Annotated in this window: 17 protein-coding genes; 12 read left to right on the top strand and 5 right to left on the bottom strand. The window is 63.6% G+C overall.

Features of this window, described 5'->3' with window-relative positions:
* Nucleotides 1-170 precede the first annotated feature (170 nt).
* Entirely contained in the window at nt 171-2,705 is a 2,535-nt protein-coding gene (hrpB, locus tag FPB55_RS22560) for an ATP-dependent helicase HrpB (RefSeq protein ID WP_144189362.1), read from the top strand.
* Between the two features lie 555 nt (nt 2,706-3,260).
* Here hrpB and FPB55_RS22555 read toward each other — a convergent pair.
* A complete protein-coding gene (locus FPB55_RS22555; RefSeq protein WP_009685422.1) occupies nt 3,261-3,917 on the bottom strand; it encodes a YciC family protein in 657 nt (218 codons plus the stop codon).
* Nucleotides 3,918-4,083: 166 nt separating this feature from the next.
* Between FPB55_RS22555 and FPB55_RS22550 the strand changes: the two genes are divergently transcribed.
* The 5 genes from FPB55_RS22550 to FPB55_RS22530 all read left to right on the top strand — a co-directional run bounded on the left by FPB55_RS22550 (nt 4,084) and on the right by FPB55_RS22530 (nt 8,456).
* Entirely contained in the window at nt 4,084-4,833 is a 750-nt protein-coding gene (locus tag FPB55_RS22550) for a DUF2076 domain-containing protein (RefSeq protein ID WP_144189360.1), read from the top strand.
* Nucleotides 4,834-4,909: 76 nt separating this feature from the next.
* Nucleotides 4,910-5,389 (top strand): NYN domain-containing protein, encoded by a 480-nt coding sequence (locus tag FPB55_RS22545; RefSeq protein ID WP_009681780.1) that lies wholly within the window; start codon nt 4,910-4,912, stop codon nt 5,387-5,389.
* Between the two features lie 8 nt (nt 5,390-5,397).
* On the top strand, nt 5,398-6,003 hold the full coding sequence (locus FPB55_RS22540; RefSeq protein WP_029887389.1) for a 3'-5' exonuclease: 606 nt from the start codon (nt 5,398-5,400) through the stop codon (nt 6,001-6,003).
* A gap of 146 nt (nt 6,004-6,149) precedes the next feature.
* Nucleotides 6,150-7,070 carry a drug/metabolite exporter YedA gene (gene yedA, locus FPB55_RS22535; RefSeq protein WP_144189358.1) on the top strand — a complete coding sequence of 307 codons (921 nt, stop codon included), beginning with the start codon at nt 6,150-6,152 and terminating at the stop codon, nt 7,068-7,070.
* Nucleotides 7,071-7,124: 54 nt separating this feature from the next.
* The gene (locus tag FPB55_RS22530) at nt 7,125-8,456 is read left to right on the top strand and encodes a DEAD/DEAH box helicase (RefSeq protein WP_047150147.1); all 1,332 of its coding nucleotides are present in this window, start codon (nt 7,125-7,127) and stop codon (nt 8,454-8,456) included.
* 27 nt (nt 8,457-8,483) lie between these two features.
* Here FPB55_RS22530 and FPB55_RS22525 read toward each other — a convergent pair whose 3' ends face one another.
* The 3 genes from FPB55_RS22525 to FPB55_RS22515 form a co-directional block, all read right to left on the bottom strand.
* A complete protein-coding gene (locus tag FPB55_RS22525) occupies nt 8,484-9,725 on the bottom strand; it encodes a TIGR03862 family flavoprotein (RefSeq protein WP_009681786.1) in 1,242 nt (413 codons plus the stop codon).
* Nucleotides 9,726-9,873: 148 nt separating this feature from the next.
* Nucleotides 9,874-10,788: a histone deacetylase gene (locus FPB55_RS22520; protein WP_115294828.1), complete on the bottom strand. Its 915-nt coding sequence runs from the start codon at nt 10,786-10,788 to the stop codon at nt 9,874-9,876.
* Between the two features lie 494 nt (nt 10,789-11,282).
* Nucleotides 11,283-11,969 (bottom strand): histidine phosphatase family protein, encoded by a 687-nt coding sequence (locus FPB55_RS22515; RefSeq protein ID WP_110676592.1) that lies wholly within the window; start codon nt 11,967-11,969, stop codon nt 11,283-11,285.
* 179 nt (nt 11,970-12,148) lie between these two features.
* Between FPB55_RS22515 and FPB55_RS22510 the strand changes: the two genes are divergently transcribed.
* The 4 genes from FPB55_RS22510 (at nt 12,149) to FPB55_RS22495 (ending at nt 15,457) form a co-directional block, all read left to right on the top strand.
* A complete protein-coding gene (locus FPB55_RS22510; protein WP_144189356.1) occupies nt 12,149-12,718 on the top strand; it encodes a GNAT family N-acetyltransferase in 570 nt (189 codons plus the stop codon).
* Nucleotides 12,719-12,867: 149 nt separating this feature from the next.
* Nucleotides 12,868-13,737, top strand: coding sequence for an acyl-CoA thioesterase II (gene tesB, locus FPB55_RS22505; protein ID WP_009681790.1), 870 nt, complete (start codon nt 12,868-12,870; stop codon nt 13,735-13,737).
* The gene (locus FPB55_RS22500; protein ID WP_009681791.1) at nt 13,734-14,324 is read left to right on the top strand and encodes an HAD family hydrolase; all 591 of its coding nucleotides are present in this window, start codon (nt 13,734-13,736) and stop codon (nt 14,322-14,324) included. Before tesB ends, FPB55_RS22500 begins: the two co-directional genes overlap by 4 nt.
* A 122-nt stretch (nt 14,325-14,446) precedes the next feature.
* The gene (locus FPB55_RS22495) at nt 14,447-15,457 is read left to right on the top strand and encodes an NAD(P)-dependent alcohol dehydrogenase (protein WP_110676591.1); all 1,011 of its coding nucleotides are present in this window, start codon (nt 14,447-14,449) and stop codon (nt 15,455-15,457) included.
* 30 nt (nt 15,458-15,487) lie between these two features.
* Here the strand turns inward: FPB55_RS22495 and FPB55_RS22490 are convergent, their stop codons facing one another.
* Entirely contained in the window at nt 15,488-16,189 is a 702-nt protein-coding gene (locus tag FPB55_RS22490) for a FadR/GntR family transcriptional regulator (RefSeq protein WP_144189354.1), read from the bottom strand.
* A gap of 261 nt (nt 16,190-16,450) precedes the next feature.
* Between FPB55_RS22490 and FPB55_RS22485 the strand changes: the two genes are divergently transcribed.
* Nucleotides 16,451-17,803: an MFS transporter gene (locus FPB55_RS22485; protein ID WP_144189352.1), complete on the top strand. Its 1,353-nt coding sequence runs from the start codon at nt 16,451-16,453 to the stop codon at nt 17,801-17,803.
* Nucleotides 17,804-17,822: 19 nt separating this feature from the next.
* Entirely contained in the window at nt 17,823-19,178 is a 1,356-nt protein-coding gene (gene gudD, locus FPB55_RS22480) for a glucarate dehydratase (protein ID WP_054905953.1), read from the top strand.
* Nucleotides 19,179-19,352: the final 174 nt, after the last annotated feature.

The raw sequence follows: 19,352 nt of genomic DNA, 5'->3' as shown, positions 1-19,352 counted from the left end.
TCAGTCATCCGGTTGATGAAATAGCACATCGCACTGGCGCCACAATTTCTCAAGTCCAGCGTGTGATTGCCCGCAAATCCTACTCCCGCGTCATTTGAGTATTGGCTCAGCTCCGGCCTCCTTGAGGCGATCAACCTTTGTATACTGCCGCGTATGTCGTAGGAGTACACATGAGTTTGTTGCCGATCAATGCCGCGTTGCCGGCCCTTCTAAAAGCCCTTCAAGAGCGAGATGAAGTGGTGCTCCAAGCACCGCCTGGCGCCGGTAAAACGACGCGCGTTCCCCTCGCGCTGCTCGATGAGTCCTGGCTTCAAGGGCAGACAATCATCATGCTCGAACCTCGCCGCCTTGCGGCGCGCGCTGCTGCGGAGCGCATGGCGAGTGAGCTGGGTGAGAAGGTCGGCGAAACCGTGGGCTATCGCATTCGTCTCGACAGCAAGGTAGGCCCGCGTACGCGCATCGAGGTAGTTACTGAAGGTATCCTGACGCGCCGCCTGCAAAGCGATCCTGCGCTTGAGGGGGTGGGTCTTGTGATCTTCGACGAGTTCCATCTGCGAAACCTGGATGCCGATCTCGCGTTGGCATTGACGCTAAATGGACGTGAGCTGTTCCGGGACGATGCTCCGCTGAAAGTACTGCTGATGTCGGCAACCCTTGAGGGCGAGCGGCTGTCACGCTTGCTGGATTACGCACCGATCGTGTCCAGCGAAGGGCGGATGTACCCGGTGTCGACGATCTGGAGCAGGCCGCAGCAGCCCGGTGATTACCTCGAACCCCGGGCCATCAGTGCGTGCCTTGATGCTCTCGACGAGCAGACAGGCAGCTTGCTTGTATTCCTGCCAGGGCAGGCTGAGATCCGTCGTGTTCAAGCAGGGCTGGAAGACGCTTTAAGAGCCTCGCCATCTTTGCAGCAGAACACACTCCTATGCCCGCTGCATGGTGAACTCGATCTGAATGAGCAGCGTGCGGCGATCGATCCCGCCCCACCTGGGAAGCGCAAAGTGGTGCTGGCAACCAACATCGCCGAGACCAGTATCACCATTGATGGTGTGCGCGTAGTCATCGATACAGGCCTTGAGCGGGTTCCGCGCTTCGACCCACGAAGTGGGATGACGAGGCTGGATACTCAGCGGATATCCAAAGCCAGCGCAACCCAGCGTGCAGGTCGTGCAGGCCGGGTTGAGCCAGGGGTGTGTTATCGCCTGTGGTCTGAGGCCCAGCATGAGCAGATGGCTGGATTCAGTGCCCCCGAAATTCAGCAAGCCGACCTCACAGGCTTGGCGCTGCAACTCGCTAAATGGGGTGCAGAATCGGGTGACCTACGATGGCTTGATGCGCCGCCTTCAGCGGCATTTTCACAAGCGAATGACCTGCTCCGCCGCCTTGGCGCGCTGCAACAAGATGGGCAGTTGACCAAGCATGGCCAAGCGATGGCAGAGCTGCCCAGTCATCCACGCATTGCACATCTGTTGTTGCGTGGCCATGAGCTGGGCCTCACTGAGACAGCGTGCAACATTGCAGCCCTGCTCGGCGAGCGAGATATACAGCGTGGCAGCGGCGCAGATTTGCACAGTCGGCTGGCCATTCTTTCAGGGGAGCAAAGGGCTCAGCGATCAGAGCAAGCCGGCGCCCAACGAGCGAAGCAATTGGCGAAGCAGTACCGTTCATACATGCGCGGCTCAGCATCGCAACCCGTCGCTGATCCTGATCACCCTCAATGGGTGGGCTGCCTCTTGGCACTCGCCTATCCCGATCGTGTTGCGCAACAGCGCCGAGCTGGAGGGGCTGAGTATCGGTTGGCGAATGGTCGAGCGGCGATGTTTACAGAAGCTGATGCGCTGATGAAACATCCGTGGTTGGTCATTGCTGATTTGGGCAGTCGGCAGGGCCAGCGCGAAGAACGGATCTACCTGGCTGCCGATTTGGACGAAGCGTTGTTCGACACTGTCCTGAAAGAGCAGGTCACCCAGGTGGATGAGCTCGATTGGGATGAGCGAGAGGGCGTCCTTTGTGCTGAGCGGCAGGTGAAAGTGGGGGAGTTGATCCTGGCTCGCGCACCCCTGGCCAACCTCGACGATGACGCCCGTGTTCAGGCCCTGCTCAACTACGTTCGCCGCAAAGGCCTGGAGCTTTTGCCGTGGACACCAGAGCTACGTCAGTGGCAGGCGCGAGTTGAGTTGCTGCGCATTCTGGATGAAGAGGCAGGGAGCCCAAGTGAGTGGCCTGATCTTCGTACTGAAGCCCTGCTGGTGTCGCTTGAGGTGTGGTTAGGTCCGTATGTGGGAAAGGTCACCCGGCTAAGCCATTTCGGTCAGCTGGACTTATCCTCCATGCTCCGCAATTTGCTGCCTTGGCCTTTGCCGCAGCAGCTCGATGCACAGGCACCTCAGACGATTCCAGTCCCCTCAGGTTCGAATATTCGCATCGATTACAGTGAACGTCCCCCGGTGCTTGCTGTAAGACTGCAGGAGCTGTTCGGGCAGGCTGATACACCACGCATTGCAAATGGACGACAGGTGCTCAAGCTGCATCTGCTATCGCCGGCACGCCGTCCGGTTCAGGTTACCCAAGACCTTGCGAATTTCTGGAAGTCCACTTACGGCGATGTGAAGAAAGACTTGAAGGGGAGGTACCCGAAGCATTTTTGGCCGGATGATCCACTGATCGCTCAAGCGACTGCGCGTGCCAAGCCCAGAGGCACATGATCGACAGGAGGCGCGCAGGGGCGGAAGGCATTTTGCCAAACTGAGGATTCAGAGCGCTTCCAAGGGCAGCATAAAACTGCCCTATTTTATGCGCTCACTGCAAAGCGCCGCGTACTTTGTACTACTGGTGCGCTTAGCCTCGCTTCGTCGTAATTGGGGATATGTCGCCCATACCGCAAATATCTCCTCGTCAAGAAAGCTACCCAAGGTTCGAGACGCCCGTGAGGTTTTACGAGGTGAGCTCTAGAGTGTCAATGTTGGGTCTGAAGCGAACGTGCGGCTGGCGGATAGGCTGTCAATGTCTGCCGTAATCGACCTGCAGATAGTCAATCTTTGGAAGCAACATTGACAGTCAATGCCGTTTTTGTCTGAACTGGCTGACGCCCGTATGTTTCGGGGGCTACACGTTGTCAATCAATCAGGGAGGTAGGTCATAGAAAAGACTACTGGCCAGACGACCCACTGGTGGCGGAGGCCACGGCCCGGACGAAGCCGCGCGGCACCTGAAGGCGGCGCAGTGCCCCTGCACGTGCGCAGGCGACCGGGAGGGCGCCCTCAGGCGCCGGCTTTTTCTTCCAGCAACATGAACAGCCGGTAGAGCACCACTGTGCTGAACAGCTGCAGGAAGCCGCTGAGGCTGTCCATGGCCAGCTCCATGGCCGGCGATGGCTCGGGGAACGCCATGAGCAGCAACCCGTCGATCAGCCAGATCGGTGCCAGCACCGCGACCACGCAAACCATGATGCGCATGAAATGCCCGGTGGTCATGCTGGCGCTGTCGCGCATCGCCTGTACCACCGGCCGGCCACGCAGTACCAGCAGGTACTCGGCGAACACCAGGTTGATCATGATCCACACGCCCGGGAAGACGAACAGGGCCAGGCCCGCCATGATCAGCAGCGAGCTGATCAGGATCAGCAGGGCCAGTTGCGGCCACAGCTGCAAGGCGCGGGCGAACAGGTCGCGCTTGGCGATGTCCTGGCCCTGGCTACGGGTGTCCAGGTACAGGATCAGGGCGGCGCTATACAGCGGATAGCACAGCAGGCTGATCAGCATGCCGTAGGCAGGCGATGCCTGGTCGCCCAGTTGCCGGTACAGCAGTTGGGTGAGCAGGGCCTCCAGCACGACCAGCGGCAGGCACAGCTGGATAATGTTCGGCAGGTGGCGGCGGAAAAAGTACAGGGAGTCGCGCAGGACGCTCAGCGGATTCATCGGGCTATATCGCATGGCAGTAAAAACAGGTGCATCACTTTAGCCCAAAGCAGGCGTGGCGCTGTCACTTGCTGAAAAATGTTTCACCCTTGCAGCGATTGAATCGCGCGGCGCAACGCCCCATCTTTGACGTTGTCCGTTGTCCCGCTACCCATGAGGTCGCCCCATGAACACTGAAGAACAAACCCTGATCGACGGCCTGTTCGGCCGTCTCAAGCAAGCCGAAGACCCAAGCCAGCCGCGCGACCCGCAGGCCCAGGCCTGCATCGAGCAGCACCTGCGCCAGCAGCCGGCGGCACCTTACTACATGGCCCAGGCGATCCTGGTGCAGGAAGCGGCGCTCAAGCGCCTCGACGAGCAGAACAAGCAACTGCAGGCCGAGCTGGAACAGGCCCGTGCCCAGGCGGCCCAAGGCAGCAACAGTGCGCCCAGCGCTGGCGGTGGCGGTTTCCTGTCCAGCATTTTTGGTACGGGCGGGCGCACTGCAGCGCCGCCGGTGCAGCCACAGCGGCCTGCGGCTGCGGTGCCATCGGCTGGCGGCTGGCGTGAGCCGGCGGCCCCGGCCTACGCGCAACCGCCGGCACAGCAGCCTGGCGTGGGCGCTGCGCCGGCACGCAGTGGTGCCAGCAGCTTCCTCGGTGGGGCCATGCAGACCGCCGCCGGTGTGGCCGGTGGTGTATTGCTGGCGCAAGGTATCAGCAGCCTGTTCAACCACAACTCCCAGCCCGAAGAGGTGGTCGAGGTGATCAAGGAAGAGCCTGCGCCGGCCAGTGACAGTGGTGGCTGGAATGACCAGGGCGGGCAGCAGCAAGTGGCCGACAATGGTGGCTGGGGCAGCGACCAGGGTGGTTACGCCGACACCGATTACAGCAGTGATGACGGTGGGTTCTTCTCGGACGACGACTCCTACGTCTGACAGGTCTGGCATACTGCTGGCATTTCCGGGGCTGCTCAGCGGCCCCGGTATTCCAGGCCAGACACGAGGTTCCCAGGTGAAAAAGATCGCGCTGTTCGCCGATGTGCAGAACCTCTACTACACCGTGCGCCAAGCCCATGGTTGCCATTTCAACTACACCGCCCTGTGGGCCGATGTCTGCCGCGAAGGGCAGATCGTCGAGGCCGTGGCGTATGCCATCGACCGCGGCGACAGCAAGCAGCAACAGTTCCAGCAGATCTTGCGCAACCTTGGTTTCGACGTGCGCCTCAAACCCTTCATCCAGCGCAGCGACGGCTCGGCCAAGGGCGACTGGGACGTGGGCATTACCCTGGATGTGATCGACGCCGCCAGCCGGGTCGACCAAGTGGTGCTGGCCTCGGGTGACGGCGATTTCGACCTGCTGCTGGAGCGGGTGATCCAGCGCCACGGCACTGAGGCGGTGGTGTATGGTGTGCCCGGGCTGACGGCGCTGTCACTGATCCGTGCCGCCAGCCGCTATGTACCCATCGAGGGTAAGTTGTTGCTCAAGCACTGAGGTCATTCGTGGAACGTATCGCTGTCATCGACTTTGAAACCACCGGCATTTCCCCCGGTGCCGGCTGCCGCGCCACCGAAGTGGCGGTGGTCATGCTGGAAGGCGGGCGCATTGTCGAGCGCTACCAGAGCCTGATGAACGCCGGTGTGCCGGTACCCGCATTCGTGGCCGGGCTGACCGGCATCACCACGGCGATGCTGCGCAGTGCGCCGCCGGTCGACAAGGTCATGAACGAGGTGGCCGAGTTTGTGGGTGAAACCCCGCTATTGGCGCACAACGCCGCGTTCGACCAGAAGTTCTGGGACTACGAACTGGCGCGCATCGGCCGCAGCCGCAGCCAGTCATTTGCCTGTTCGCTGTTGTTGTCGCGGCGCCTGTTGCCGGCAGCGCCGAACCACAAACTGGGCACCCTGACCCGCTGGGCGGGGCTGCCGGACACCGGTACTGCGCACCGGGCCATGGCCGATGCCGAAATGGCCGCCAACCTGATGCAGCACCTGGCCGGCGTGTTGCGAGAACAGCATGGTGTGCAGCAGCTCTCGCATGGCCTGCTGTGCCGGTTGCAGAAAACACCGGCAGCCAAGCTGCGCGAGGCGCTGGTCAAGTATGCTTGAGGCGTGTTCGGCCCTCGCTTCAAGCGGCGCCCGCTTCAAACCGAACGCACCGAAAGTGTGCCGCTCATTTCAAGCCATTCTGTAACTTCTGTTCGCTCAGGCAGGCCCCTAGACTGTTCACCCGTAAACGGATTTCGAGTGTTCCAATGCCTGCCTCCCGTCGCATTCCCTGGTTGCTCATCGGCGCCTTCCTGGCGCTGTACCTGGTCTGGGGCTCCACCTACCTGTTCATCCGCATTGGCGTCGAGAGCTGGCCACCGATGCTCATGGCCGGTGTGCGTTTCCTGATCGCGGGTAGCCTGCTGTACGGTTTTCTGCGCTGGCGCGGTGCGCCGGCACCCACGTGGCCGCAATGGCGGGCTGCCGGGGCAATCGGCTTTCTGCTGCTAAGTTGCGGTAACGGCGGGGTAACGGTGGCCGAGCACGCGGGCGTGGCCTCGGGGGTGGCGGCCCTGGCGGTGGCGACGGTGCCGCTGTTCACCTTGCTGTTCGGCCTGCTGTTCGGGCACCGCAATTCGAAACTGGAGTGGGCAGGCATTGCCCTTGGGCTGCTGGGTATCGCCCTGTTGAACCTGGGGTCCAACCTGCAGGCGAGCCCGATTGGCGCAGCGCTGATCATTTTTGCCGCGGCCTCGTGGGCATTCGGTTCGGTGTGGAGCAAAAGCCTGCCCCTGCCACAGGGGCCAATGGCCAGTGCCGCAGAAATGCTGGTGGGTGGCGCAGTGCTGTTGTTGGGCAGCCTGCTGTCGGGCGAGCGCATGACGCAGGTACCAAGCGCTGCCGGCTGGGGCGCGTTGGCCTACCTGGTGTTCTTCGGCTCTATCCTGGCCTTCAGCGCCTATATGTACCTGCTCAAGCACGTGCGCCCGGCAGCTGCCACCAGCTACGCCTACGTCAACCCGGCCGTGGCGGTGCTGTTGGGGATCCTGTTTGCCGGTGAGCACATCGGTGCCGAAGAGTGCGTGGCGATGGCGGTGATCATTGGCGCAGTGGTGCTGATCGGCCTGCCGCAGTGGCGCAAGCCTGCCAAACCCGTATTGCCGTTGAAAGGCGAAATCTGCAAGTAGGCAGGGGCGATGCGGTAAACTTGCCGGCTTCGCTGAACCCCTGACGGTATTGCCATGAATTTCGCCCAACTCGGCCTGATCGAACCGCTGCTGCGCACCTTGCAGCAGCTGGCCTACACCACCCCCACACCGGTGCAGGCCAAGGCCATTCCCGCCGTGCTGGCCGGCCGCGACCTGATGGCCGCGGCCCAGACCGGCACCGGAAAAACGGCAGGCTTTGCCCTGCCGGTACTGCAGCGCCTGGCCCTGGAAGGCGAGAAAGTGGCCAGCAACTCGATCCGTGCCCTGGTGCTGGTGCCGACCCGAGAGCTGGCCGAGCAGGTGCACAACAACGTGCGCGAGTACGCCGAGAACCTGCCGTTGAGCACCTATGCGGTGTACGGCGGGGTCAGCATCAACCCGCAGATGATGCGCCTGCGCCGTGGCGTCGACCTGCTGGTCGCCACCCCTGGCCGGCTGCTCGACCTGTTCCGGCAGAACGCGGTCAAGTTCAACCAGGTACAGACCCTGGTGCTGGACGAAGCCGACCGCATGCTCGACCTGGGCTTTGCCGAAGAGCTGCAATCGGTCTATGCCGCGTTGCCACGCAAGCGCCAGACTTTGCTGTTTTCCGCCACGTTCTCCGAGCAGATCCGCCTGCTGGCAGGGCTGGCCCTGAGTGACCCGCTGAGTATCGAAGTCAGCCCACGCAATGCCGCTGCCGCCAGCGTCAAGCAGTGGCTGGTACCTGTGGATAAAAAGCGCAAGGAAGACCTGTTCTGCCACCTGATGCGCAAGCAGCGCTGGAAGCAGGTGCTGGTGTTCGCCAAGACCCGTAACGGCGTCGACCAGTTGGTGGCGCGCTTGCTGGCCGAGGGTGTGAATGCCGATGGTATCCACGGTGACCGCCCGCAGGCGACCCGCCAGCGCGCGCTGGACAGCTTCAAGGCCCGGGAAATCCAGGTGCTGGTGGCCACCGACGTGGCTGCCCGTGGCCTGGATATCGACGATTTGCCGCTGGTGGTCAACCTGGACCTGCCCATCGTTGCCGAGGACTACGTGCACCGTATCGGCCGCACCGGGCGGGCGGGCAACAAGGGCGAGGCGATTTCGCTGGTGTGCGCCGATGAAGTGCAGCTGCTGGCGGCGATTGAGGTGCTGACCCGCCAGACCCTGCCGCGTCATGAAGAACCGGACTTCATTCCGGATCACCGGGTGCCGATGACCGACGCCAGTGGCCAGGTGATCAAGAAGCCGAAGAAGCCCAAAAAGCCGAAAGAGAACAGCGCCAAGCGTGGCTTGGGGCGCTGGATGGACAGCACCGAGGGGGGCAATGCCGAGCCTGCAGTGAAGGCAGTGCGCAAGGTACCAAGCTTCAATGGCGGGCCGCGCAAGCGCAAGCCGTAGCCTCGCGGCGCCCACAGTGGGGCGGTGTCAGCCCTGGGCTTTGAGCCATTGTGCAGCCGCCCGCCCGGCGTGCTGCCCGCTGGCAAAGCACGCCGTGAGCAGGTAGCCCCCGGTCGGTGCCTCCCAGTCCAGCATCTCGCCGGCACAGAACACCCCCGGCATGCCTTTGAGCATCAGCCCTGCATCCAGCCCCTCGAAACGCACACCGCCGGCGCTGCTGATCGCTTCATCCAGCGGTCGCGTGCGCACCAGGGTGATTGGCAGGGCCTTTATCGCCTGCGCCAACGCTTCAGGGCTGGCAAAGGTTGCAGGGTCGGTCAGCTCGCGCAGCAGTGCGGCTTTTACCCCATCGATACCCAGCTGGCTGTGCAGGTGCTTGGCCATGGAGCGCGAACCCCGTGGCCTGGCCAGTGCCTGGGCAATCTTGTCCACAGGCTTGTCCGGCAACAGGTCAAGCAACAGCACGCCCCGGCCATCGCGGTTGATGGCCTCACGCACCGGCGCCGACCAGGCATACACCAGGCTGCCTTCCACACCTTGCGCGGTGAGGATGAACTCACCTTTGCGCGGTGCACTGCCAGGCACGCTGAGGGCGATGTTCTTCAGCGGCGCGCCGGCGAACTTGTCTTTCAACAGCGCGCTCCAGCCGGCCACTTCGAAACCGCAGTTGCTCGGTTGCAGGGGCGAGATATCCACAGCCCGTTCGGCCAGCAGCGCTTGCCAGCTGCCGTCGGAACCCAGGCGCGCCCAACTGCCGCCACCCAGCGCCAGCACCAGCACAGCGGCGTTGACCAGGCGTTCGCCCTGTGGATAAGCGATCCGCAAGGCCCCCTCGGCGTTCCAGCCGAGCCAGCGATGGCGGGTGTGGATAACTACCCCGCTGTCGCGCAGGCGCTTCAGCCAGGCGCGCAGTAACGGCGCGGCTTTCATGTCGCTGGGGAATACCCGGCCTGATGTGCCGACGAAGGTCTCGATGCCCAGGCCGTGAATCCACTGGCGCAAAGCATCCGCGTCGAACTCGCCCAGCAGCGTGCCGATTTCACCTTGGCGTTCGGCATAACGGGACACGAACGCGGGGTAAGGCTCGGAATGGGTGATGTTCATGCCGCCGACACCGGCCAGCAGGAACTTGCGGCCCACCGAAGGCATGGCATCGAACACCTCGACCACCAAGCCTGCCTGGGCCAGGGCTTCAGCGGCCATCAGGCCGGCGGGGCCGCCACCGATGACGACAGCAAGGGGAGGCGATGCGGGGTTGAAATCGGGCATGGTGGGCAGCAGGCTGTGGAAAAGAGGCGCATTCTAGCGCAGCGCTGCCCCCGGAAGCACTGGTCAAAAAACAACCAGTGTTCTACAGGCCTTGCTGGTCAAGGCCTGCAGCGGCTTTCCCGCAGGTTATCCACAAGCGGTTCCACAGTCATTGTGAACAACCGATGACACGCGCTGCGCTGTGGTGAAGGATGCCGTGGCGTTTGGCCAGGGCCACCCGGTCCTTGCTGTAGCCGCCGCCGATCACACCCATTACCGCAATATCGCGGCCCAGGCAGTGGCGCAGCACGGCCTCGTCGCGGGCGGCCACGCCGGCGTCCGTCAGTTGCAGGTAGCCCAGCGCGTCGTCCTTGTGCACATCGACGCCGGCGTCGTACAGCACCAGGTCGGGTTGATACAGCGGCAGCAGGTAGTTGAGGGTGTCGTCCACCACGTTCAGGTAGGCGGTGTCGCCCATGCCCCGCGGCAGGGGAATGTCCCAATCGCTGTGGGCCTTGCGTGCCGGGAAGTTCTGTTCGCAGTGCAGCGAGACCGTGATGGCCTCCGGGGTATCGTGCAGGATGCGTGCGGTGCCGTCGCCCTGGTGCACGTCGCAATCGAAGATCAGCACCCGCTGGACACGGCCGGCCTCCAGCAGGTAGCGGCTGATCACTGCCAGGTCATTGAAGATGCAGAAGCCGGCAGGGTGGTCGTAGTGGGCATGGTGGGTGCCACCGGCCAGGTGGCAGGCAACGCCATGCTGCAGCGCCAGTTCGGCCGTCAGCAGCGAGCCGCCCACGGCACGTACGGTGCGCCGGGCCAAGGCTTCGCTCCAGGGCAGGCCGAGGCGACGCTGGTCTTCGCGGGACAGCTCGCCATTCATGTAGCGTGCGATGTAGTCGCGGTCGTGGGCCAGGGCGAGGATATCGTTGGGGCAGATGTCTGGGCGCAGCAAGGCCTGGTCGGTGGTCAGCCCACTGTCGACCAGGTGGTCGTGCAGCAGGCGGAACTTGTCCATCGGGAAGCGGTGCTCGGCAGGGAACTCCGGGCTGTAGTCTTCGTGGTAGATCAGCGGCAACGGCATGGGGGAGGTCGCGGTCAGGGCCAGTGCTGATCTTGCCATGGCCGGGGCAGCTTTGCTGCCCAATCGCCGGCAAGCCGGCCACGGGGTGCGCATCAGGGCTGACAGGTGTTTGCCACAAGGTATGCAGCGCCTGTTAGAGCGAGCGCCGCCCGCGCGGCGCATCGCGAGCTGCGCTCGCTCCTACGTTTGTTTCGGGCCAATTATTCCTGTGGGATTTGCGCGCGAACGCCTTGGCGCATGCCTCAAAATCGCGTCGTACGAACAAGGCGGCCGCGCGCATCTGGCACAGGGGTTACTGGCCCGAAACAAACGTAGGAGCGAGCGCAGCTCGCGATGCGCCGCGCGGGCGGCGCTCGATCTCACAGGCACTGAAGATGCAGCGGCTACCCTTGCCAGGAACCATAGAATCTCCCACAGGGACCGCATCAGGGCTGACAGGTGTTTGCCACAGCGCCTGTGTGGCTTACCGGCGATGAGGCCCGAGCAGGCCACTGCTATTTTGCGGCGCTGGCCAGCACCCGCTGCCAGTCGGGCTCATTCAGGCGGCCGAGGATGCGTGCCTTGCCGTTACCGTCCACCGAAACGAACAGCGCGCTGGCGTAGGCGCTTTCGCGCTCGCCGCCGGCCACGTGCTGCTGGCGGGCGAAGTGATCGATGCAGCCGTTATGGGTCACCAGCACCAGGTTGTGCCCGGCACGCTTGTGCGCCAGTGCATCGCTGGCGAACTGGCTGTCGCAGCTTTCCAGCCAGTCTTCGCTGGCCACCGCCTGGCCGAGGATGAAGTGCGCGGTTTGCCGGGTGCGCAGTTTCGGGCTGCTGAGCAGGTCGGTGTTGGCCAGGCCCAGCTGGTGCAAGCCTTGGCCCACCCGCGTGGCAGCCTGGCTGCCGGCCACGGTGATGCCGGTGGGGTCGTCCAGGCACGGGCCCGGGGCGCTGTCGCAGCGTTCGGCGTGGCGGATCATCACGATCACGGCACCCTCGGCCCAGTTCTGCAGCAGGCCGCTGTCACTCAGTTGTTGCTCGTTGCCAAGGTCCACGATATGCGTCCTCGTCGCCAGCCAGGTGGTCAAGGCCGCCACGACCATGCACAAGCCAAGGGCGGCCCCAAGGGCTTTGCGAGACAGGCGCCGTTTGCGCCGGGCGTGAATGGCAGGGTGCCCCAGGGTATTGCTCGATAGCATGCGTTGCTCCAGTGACAGGGCCGTGGCGGGCACGGCAGTGATGGCGGCATTTTGCTAAGCGAGCTGTCGGGGGCCGGTGAAGGGCGTGTGAAAATTGCATTCGGTTGCGGCCCGTTGGGTGAACACCGCGCCGGCGCCTACGCTGTAGACTGTAATTCGGCAAAACCGGAGCAGGCCCGATGACCTCCACCCTTCAACTGGAAAGCGCAAGGCTGGTGCTGCGCCAATGGTACGACGATGACCTGCGTGAATTTGCGGCGCTGTGTGCCGACCCGCAGGTGATGCGTTACTTCCCGGCACCGCTCACACGCCTGGAAGCTGCCGCGCTGATTGGCCGCATACGCGGGCACTTCAACGAATACGGTTTTGGTTTGTGGGCGCTGGAGCGCAAGGACAGCGGTGCATTCATCGGCATGACCGGCTTGCTGCAGGTAAACTTTGACGCCGATTTCGCGCCAGCCGTGGAGATTGGCTGGCGCCTGGCCCGGCGCCACTGGGGGTTGGGTTTTGCCAGCGAAGCCGCGTGGACCTGCCTGCGCTGTGCGTTCGCCCAATTGCGCCTGAACGAGGTGGTGTCGTTCACTGCCGAAAGTAACTTGCCATCGCAGAAGGTGATGCAGGCCATCGGCATGCAGCAAGACCTGCGCGGCAGCTTCGAGCACCCGCGCCTGCCCGCAGGCCACCCGCTACGCCCGCATGTGCTGTACCGCATCGACCGTGCGCACTGGGAGCACACCCTGCGCGCCTGAATGCACAGCCATGCTCGGTGCGAATGGCAAACGCTGTATTATTTGCCCATTGAAAGGGCGCTGGGCCGCAAGGGGTTCGGCGCCTGTGAGTTCGAGCGCCGCCCAGGCGGCGCAGCGCGAGCAAGGCTCGCTTCTACGGAGATGCCCCAATGAGTCATGTGTTGGACGACCTGGTCGACCTGTTGAGCCTCGAAGCCATCGAGGAGAACCTGTTCCGTGGGCGCAGCCAAGACCTGGGCTTCCGCCAGCTGTACGGCGGCCAGGTGCTGGGCCAGTCGTTGTCGGCAGCCAGCCAGACGGTCGAAGACGCGCGTCATGTGCACTCGCTGCATGGTTATTTCCTGCGCCCGGGGGACGCCAGCCTGCCGGTGGTGTACTCGGTGGACCGTGTGCGTGATGGCGGCAGCTTCAGTACCCGGCGGGTGACGGCGATCCAGAAGGGCCAGACCATTTTCACCTGTAGCGCCTCGTTCCAGTACGACGAGGAAGGCTTCGCCCACCAGGCGCAGATGCCCGACGTGGTCGGCCCGGAAAACCTGCCTACCGAAGTGGAACTGGCGCGTGCCATGGCAGACCATCTGCCTGAACGCATCCGCGACAAGGTGCTGTGCGCCAAGCCAATCGAGATTCGCCCGGTCACCGAGCGTGACCCGTTCAACCCCAAGCCAGGCGACCCGGTGAAATATGCGTGGTTCCGCGCCGACGGCAACCTGCCCGACGTGCCGGCCCTGCACAAGTACCTGCTGGCCTACGCCTCGGACTTCGGCCTGCTCACCACTGCGCTGGTGCCGCATGGTAAGTCGGTTTGGCAGCGCGACATGCAGATCGCCAGCCTCGACCATTCGCTGTGGTTCCACGGCAACCTGCGTGCCGACCAGTGGTTGCTGTATGCCACCGATAGCCCGTGGGCAGGTAATTCCCGTGGCTTCTGCCGCGGCAGCATTTTCAACCAGGCCGGGCAACTGGTGGCATCGTCGAGCCAGGAAGGCCTGATTCGCCACCGCAAGGACTGGGCATGAGCCTGCAGCAGGTGCGCAACTGGGTGTTCGACATGGACGGCACCCTGACCGTGGCAGTGCATGACTTTGCCGCCATTCGGGAGGCGCTGGGTATCCCTGCCGAGGACGACATCCTTACCCACCTGGCGGCTTTGCCAGCCGACGAAGCCGCGGCCAAGCATGCCTGGCTGCTGGAGCATGAGCGTGAGCTGGCGGTGGCCTCCACCGCGGCGACCGGGGCGGTTGAACTGGTGCGCGAACTGGCTGCGCGTGGTTGCCGGTTGGGGATACTGACCCGCAATGCGCGGGAACTGGCCCATGTAACGCTGGAAGCGATAGGCCTGGCGGACTGCTTCCCGGTAGAGCATGTGCTCGGGCGTGACGAGGCGGCACCGAAGCCGAGCCCGGATGGGTTGCTGAAGATTGCCGCGGCCTGGGGCGTGGCGCCGAGCGAGCTGGTGATGGTGGGTGACTACCGTTTTGACCTGGACTGCGGGCGCGCAGCGGGGGCACGCACGATATTGGTGAATGTGCCCGATAACCCATGGCCGCAACTGGTGGATTGGCACGCGGTCGATTGCCGGGCACTGAAGGTGATGCTGGGCTGAGTCGATAGTGCGCAGCCCGATCGCGACACAACGCCTCTGCTGCAAAGCCCGTGAAGCTTTTGCAACCCATAGACCTGTCTATGCTCATTCCCATTCCTGAAGTTGATACGGAGACCCAACCCATGACCAGCAAGGCCATCTACGTTCAACCTGGCGGCGGCTACGACAAGGTCGAGGTCGGCAGCAGCGAGGCTGCGGCCCCCCAGGCCGGCGAGATCACCGTGCGCCTGCACGCCAGCTCCCTGAACTACCACGACTTCGCCGTGGTGAGTGGCATGTGGGGGCCGAGTGAGCGGCGCATCCCCATGGCCGACGGTGCGGGCGAAGTCGTTGCCGTAGGGGCCGGCGTCAGCGAGTTTCAGGTCGGCGACAGTGTCGTCAGTACGTTCTTCCCGGACTGGCTCGATGGCCAGGCCAATGTCGAAGGCTTTGCCCGGGTGCCGGGTGACGGCATCGATGGCTACGCCCGCGAACAGGTCACCGCCCGTGCCACCGCGTTTACCCTGGCACCTTCGGGCTTCAGCCATGCCGAAGCCGCCACCCTGACCACTGCCGGCCTGACCGCCTGGCGCGCGCTGATGTGCGACGACCACCTCAAACCGGGCGACACGGTGCTGGTGCAGGGCACCGGTGGCGTGTCGATCTTCGCCCTGCAGTTCGCCAAGCTGGCGGGTGCCACGGTGATTGCCACCTCGTCCAGCGATGCCAAGCTGGAGCGGCTCAAGGCCTTGGGCGCCGACCACTTGATCAACTACAAGCGCACCCCGGCGTGGGGTGAGAAAGTGCGCGAGCTGACTGCTAACCGCGGTGTCGATCACGTGATCGAGGTGGGTGGCCCGGCTACCCTGGAGCAGTCGATGATCGCTGCGCGGATCGGCGGGCATGTGTCGTTGATCGGCATTCTTACTGGCGTGGCCGGGCAACTGCCGTTGGTGCAGGCATTGGTGCGGCAGATTCGCCTGCAAGGGGTGCTGGTCGGCAGCCGGGCGCAGCAGCAGGCGATGGTGCGGGCCATTGATGCCAACGGTTTGCGGCCGGTAGTGGACAAGCACTTCGAGCTGGAGCAGATCGTCGACGCGTTCCGTTACCAGGAGAGCAACCGGCATTTCGGCAAGATCTGCCTGACCTGGTAAGCGCCGGGGCTGCTGTGCCGCAGTTGCCCGTCAATCCGGTAGCAGCCGGTCGCGGCTGTTGGACAGGTGCAGGCACACCGCCGCGCGGGCCGCATCCGGGTCTTGTCGGCGGATGGCATTGAGGATTGCCTCGTGCTCCAGGTTGGCCAGGTATGCCTGCGGTGCCATCTTCGCCCCACTGCGCTCGGCTTGGGCCATGCGGTTGCGCGGAATCAAGCCGTTGCCCAGCTGCAGCAGCATCTCGGTGAAATACAGGTTGCCGGTGGCTTCGGCAATCAGCAGGTGAAAACGCCGGTCGGCCTCGATACAACTGTCACCTGCCGCCGCCAGGTCCTGGTAGTCATCCAGTGCCTGGCGCATGCACGCCAACTGCCCTTCATCGCGGCGTAGCGCTGCCAGCGCGGCGGCCTGGCCTTCCAGGCCGATCCGCAGCTCCAGCAAGTCGCGCACATTCGCTGCGCTTTCCGCTGCAACGCGCAACCCGGCCTGGGCTTGGCGCGCCATCACGAAGGTGCCGATACCGTGGCGCGGTTCCACCAGCCCCGAGGCCTGCAACTTCGACAAGGCTTCGCGAACCACCGTGCGGCTGACCCTATGCTCGCGTACCAAGGTGTTCTCCGACGGCAGTTTGTCGCCGGGCTTGAAGGTGCCCAGGAGAATCTGCCGGGTCAGGCTGGAGACCAGGTCATGTGCGCGGCTGTGGCCGCGTTTGTGCGCGTGATCTGGAAGCATGCTGTGGTCCATCTCTTTTTGTACTTGTATGACAAGTTAATTGATAAAAATAATTTATACCCAATTTTTCGCCAGGAAAGGGTGAACTTAGCACGGCTGTTTTTGCAAGATCGAGAAAAATTGGCGTTCTTGCAGCTTGTATTTTGCCATTTTAGCGATGTTGTTGATCTTGTCGTACAACTTCTCGGGGCCTATGCTCGTCCCCACTGTCATGTCAGACAACCCCGACCCGCACAAAAACAATTAGTGGGAGATCCACCTGTGAACGACACCCTCGCTCCGTCTGCCCGGAATGAAGGCGACGCGTTGGCCAGCGCCGTGGCCAAGGTCAAGCGCCACGTGCTGCCGCTGTTCGTCATCATGTTCATCGTCAACTACCTGGACCGCGTCAACATCGGCTTCGTCCGCCCGCACCTGGAAAGCGACCTGGGCATCAGCGCTGCGGCCTTTGGCTTTGGTGCCGGGCTGTTCTTCATCGGCTACGCGCTGTTCGAAGTGCCTTCGAACATGCTGCTGCAGAAGGTGGGTGCCCGCTTGTGGCTGACCCGCATCATGTTCACCTGGGGGCTGGTGGCCACGGCCATGGCCTTCGTGCAGAACGAAACCCAGTTCTATGTACTGCGCTTCCTGCTCGGGGTGGCCGAAGCGGGCTTCTTCCCTGGGGTGATCTACTACTTCACCCGCTGGTTGCCGGCGGCCGAGCGCGGCAAGGCAATCGCCATTTTCCTCAGCGGGTCGGCGCTGGCTTCGCTGATTTCCGGCCCCTTGGCCGGGGCCTTGATGCAAATCCAGGGGCTCGGCCTGCACGGCTGGCAGTGGATGCTGTTCATCGAAGGCATGGCCTCGGTGGCGTTGTGCTTCTTCGTGTTCTTCTGGCTCGACTCCAAACCGCAGGACGCCAAGTGGCTGAGCCAGGCCGAGCAGGATGCGCTGGTCGCGACCATCGACCGTGAACAGCAAGCGCGCGAGGCGCTGGGTGCGGCCAAGCCGTCGGCCTGGAGCCTGCTCAAGGACCGCCAGATCGTACTGTTCTGCCTGATCTACTTCTGCATCCAGCTAACCATCTACGCGGCCACCTTCTGGCTGCCGAGCATCATCAAGCGCATGGGCGACCTCAGCGACTTGCAGGTCGGCTTCCTCAACTCCATCCCGTGGCTGATCTCGATCCTGGCCATGTATGCCTTCGCTGCCGGTTCTGCACGCTGGAAGTTCCAGCAGGCCTGGGTGGCAGGCGCCCTGGTGGTCGCGGCTATCGGCATGTTCATGTCCACCACCGGCGGGCCGGTATTCGCCTTTGTCGCCGTGTGCTTTGCCGCCATCGGCTTCAAGTCGGCCTCGTCACTGTTCTGGCCGATCCCGCAGGGCTACCTGGATGCTCGCATCGCGGCGGCGGTGATAGCCCTGGTCAATTCGGTCGGCAACCTCGGCGGCTTCGTTGCCCCCACCACGTTCGGCCTGCTGGAGCAGCAGACCGGCTCGATCCAGGGCGGGTTGTATGGCCTGGCGGTGACATCGGTGCTGGCGGCAATTGCCATCTTCTTCGCACGTACACGCCCCAAGGGCGCACCTTCCGATAGCCCGAAGGCCCCCGCGGCCCTGGGCCAGACCCACTGACGACTGCGAGACGACAACCATGAATATGCAGACAACACCCGCCGTTCACACCAGCACCCCGGTGGTCACCGACCTGCGCGTGATTCCGGTGGCTGGCCACGACAGCATGCTGCTCAACCTCAGTGGCGCACATGGCCCGTTCTTTACCCGTAATGTGGTGGTACTGCGGGACAGCGCGGGCAACACGGGCCTTGGCGAAGTGCCGGGTGGCGAGGGCATTCGCCAGACCCTGGAAGACGCCCGCAGCCTGGTAGTAGGCCAGCCGATCGGTCATTACCAGCGCGTGCTCAATGCCATGCGCCAGACGTTCGCCAGCCGCGACTCGGCGGGGCGCGGCCTGCAGACCTTCGACCTGCGCATCACCGTGCATGCCGTGACGGCCATCGAGTCGGCGCTGCTCGACCTGCTCGGCCAGCACCTGAATGTGCCCATGGCGGCACTGCTGGGCGAGGGCCAGCAACGTGATGCGGTGAAGATGCTGGGCTACCTGTTCTATATCGGCGACCGCCAGCAGACCGACCTGGCCTACCGCAACGAAGCGGACAGTGACGACGACTGGTTCCGTGTGCGCCATGAAAAGGCCCTGACGCCCGAGGCGGTTGTGCGCCTGGCCGAAGCGGCCAAGCAGCGTTACGGCTTCAGCGACTTCAAGCTCAAGGGCGGCGTGCTGCGGGGGGCAGAAGAAATGGAAGCAGTAACGGCGCTGGCCGAACGCTTCCCCGAAGCGCGCATCACCCTGGACCCCAACGGGGCCTGGTCACTCAAGGAGGCCATCGCCCTGTGCCGCGACAAGCATGATGTGCTGGCCTATGCCGAAGACCCGTGCGGTGCCGAGAACGGCTACTCGGGCCGCGAGGTGATGGCCGAGTTCCGTCGCGCTACGGGTTTGCCCACGGCTACCAACATGATCGCCACCGACTGGCGGCAGATGGGCCATGCGATCCAGTTGCAGTCAGTGGACATTCCGCTGGCCGACCCGCATTTCTGGACCTTGCAGGGCTCGGTGAGGGTGGCGCAGATGTGCAACGACTGGGGGCTTACCTGGGGTTCGCACTCCAACAACCACTTCGATATTTCGCTGGCGATGTTCACTCAAGTGGCGGCTGCCGCGCCGGGTGAGATCACCGCGATCGACACCCACTGGATCTGGCAGGACGGCCAGCGCCTGACCCGTGAGCCGCTGCGCATTGTCGACGGCCATGTGCATGTGCCGGCGCGGCCGGGGTTGGGGGTGGAGCTGGATGAGGATCAACTGGCCAAGGCCCATGAGTGCTACCGCAACATGGGGTTGGGGGCGCGGGATGACAGCGTGGCGATGCAGTTCCTGATTCCGGGTTGGCGTTTTGATAACAAGCGGCCTTGCCTGGTGCGTTAAGGCTGCTGGCCTCTTCGCGGGCTTGCCTGCTCCCACAGGGATTGCACAGGATTTGAAGCCGATGCGATCGAGGTGGGAGACTCTATGGTCTCTGGTAAGGGTAGCCGCAGCATTTTCAGCGCCTGGGAGATCGAGCGCCGCCCGCGCGGCGCATCGCGAGCTGCGCTCGCTCCT

Source organism: Pseudomonas sp. BJP69, from assembly GCF_007633355.1.
Classification (GTDB): domain Bacteria; phylum Pseudomonadota; class Gammaproteobacteria; order Pseudomonadales; family Pseudomonadaceae; genus Aquipseudomonas; species Aquipseudomonas juntendi.
Note: the sequence above shows the minus strand (reverse complement) of the source record. Positions and strands in the feature narration are given on the sequence as shown.